This is a genomic window from Kitasatospora putterlickiae (assembly GCF_039527695.1).
Classification (GTDB): domain Bacteria; phylum Actinomycetota; class Actinomycetes; order Streptomycetales; family Streptomycetaceae; genus Kitasatospora; species Kitasatospora putterlickiae.
Genome location: NZ_BAAAKJ010000065.1, coordinates 1 through 2224, shown reverse-complemented (window position 1 = coordinate 2224; position 2224 = coordinate 1). Strand labels below are relative to the sequence as shown.

Genomic DNA, 2224 nt, shown 5'->3' with positions numbered 1-2224 from the left:
CGAGCACCTCGTCGGCGGCCTGCCGGCGCAGTCCGGCCTCGTCGGCGGCCTGCTCGGCGGCGAAGACGGCGTCGGGGAAGGTGAAGGCGGTGTGCCGGGGCGAGCGGCGGCGGCGCACCAGGAGGACGGCGCCGGCGACGGCGAGGACCAGCACGGCGACCGCGAGCACGGTCCCCGAGCCGCTGGAGGAGGAGTCGGCGGCCCGGTCCTTCGCCCGGGGGCGGGCCGAGTACTCGCGGTCGACCCGTGCGGCCTCGGCCTGGTAGACCTCGGTTCCCCGGCCGGTGCCGATCAACTGGACGGCCCGGCCGACGCGGGCGGCGAGTCCGGCGTCCTTGAGCTCCTTGAGCATGCCCACGGCCATCGCCGCGTCGCGGGCCTGGTGGGTGTCGTCCGGCCACTCGGTGCCCTTGAGCCAGCTCGCGTACGCGTCGTTGGTGAGCAGGATCAGCCGCGGCAGGCCGAGGCGTTCGTGAACCACCGCGGCCAGGGACTCGGCGCTGCCGTCGAAGGCGTCGCCCTTCTTCAGCGGCACCAGCACCACCTTGATCGGCAGGCCGGTCGCGGCGATCCGGTCGGCGAGTTCGCGCTGTTGGGAGGCGGTGACGGCGGCCGCGAAGGACGGGTCGACGTAGACCGGGGCGGTGGCCAGCGCCTCGACGATCGTCGTGACGGCCGCTCCGGGGTCCGCGCCGTCGGCGCGGGCGGGGGCGCCGGTGCCGAGCAGGATCGCGCAGGCCGTCAGCAGCGCGGCGAGCAGCCCTCCGAGCGGACGCCGGTCGGGGGCCGCGGCGGACGGATGGTGGACGGTCGGGCGGTCACTGGACACTGGCGGACTCCCTGGCCCTGAGGATGAGTGCGTCGAGCCCGTCGAGGGCGGCCGGCAGGATCTGTCCGGCCTCGTCCCAGACGATCCGGGTGCGGTGGTCCGTCCCGGCCAGGCGCAGCAGCCGGGCGCGGGCGTGGTCCGCCCGCGCGGCACGGTCGGCGGTGGCGCGGCCGGCTCCGTCAGCGTGGAGGGCGTCCCGGCAGGCGGGGCACAGCCGCGCGGACCCCGGGCCGATACCGAGCCCGGCGAACCAGGCCGGCACCGGGCCGCCGGTGGCTTCGCCGTGCAGCGGGTTGAGCCGGCAGACGGTGGGGTGGAGGTGGCCGCGGAGAGCGGCGAGCCCGGCCTGGGCGAGTACCACGACGGCGGCCAGGTCCCCGGGCCCGGCCTCCTCGCCGGGGCGCTGCGCGCTGCCGCCGGCGAGGAGTTGAGCGGCGTCCAGGCAGTCCCAGGCGCGGGCGCGGCCGGGCGCGTCCTGGTCGGCGGCTGCCAGTCGGGTCGCGAGTTCACGGACGTCCTCGCCGGCCCAGGCCCGCAGCTGTCGCGGGGACGGCAGCGGGGTGCCGTGCCTCGGCCCGGTGCGCTGCGGCGAGGAGCCGGCCGCGCGGGTGCGCCGGGAGCGGATCACGGCCCGGGCGGTGGCGAGGGCGGCCCAAGCCAGCACCAGCAGGGTGCCGAGCAGCATCGCGCCGAGTGCGGTGCCGCTCCCGAAGTCGTTGCTGAAGAGGGCGGGCAGCCGGTTGTCGTGCAGCGGGGGCAGGGTGGTGGGGCGCTCCGCCGGGTCGTGGCCCGGCTTCGGCTCGGCGGCGGCGACGGCGTCCAGCACCTGGGCCAGCCGCGGCGCCACGTTCGGGCCCTTGGTTTCCCCGTACGCGTACCTGACCCCGGTCGGGAGGCGTGAGAAGCGGCGAAGGGTGTCGTGGTCGGTGCCGTAGCTGTCGAGGTCGATCACGCCGGTCAGCGGGTCGACGAGGATGTAGACGCCGTCGCGGCCGGTGCGTTCGTGGATCAGGGCGAGCAGCAGGTCGCTGTCGTGGTCGGTCTCGTCGTCGCTGCCGGTGGGAGTGACCACGACGTGCACCGGGCCCTGGGCGGTGATCTCGGCGAGCCGCTGCCGGAGCGCGGGCAGGTCGGCGGCGGTCAGCGCGTCGGGGCCGGACGGGTCCTGGTAGACCGGGTCGGCGGTGAGCCCGGCGGCGATCTCCTCGACCCGGGCGTCCAGGTCGGCCTGGGTGACGTTCAGGTAGGGGCCGTCGATGACCTGGGGGTAGACGGTGGGTGCGTAGTGCACCACGCCGAACACGGCGGCGGCCGTCGCCAGCAGCGTCGTCAGCAGGGTCGCCAGCGGCAGCCCGCGGCGGCGTCCCACGGTGCCCGGCACCGGGGCGCCGTGGG

At 76.8% G+C, this 2224-nt stretch carries 2 pseudogenes; both read right to left on the bottom strand.

What is annotated here, in order from left to right:
* Positions 1-829 (bottom strand): annotated as a pseudogene (locus ABD308_RS07415) (hypothetical protein); the annotation flags it as partial.
* Positions 819-2224, bottom strand: a pseudogene (locus ABD308_RS07410) (hypothetical protein); the annotation flags it as partial. The pseudogenes ABD308_RS07415 and ABD308_RS07410, both read right to left, overlap by 11 nt.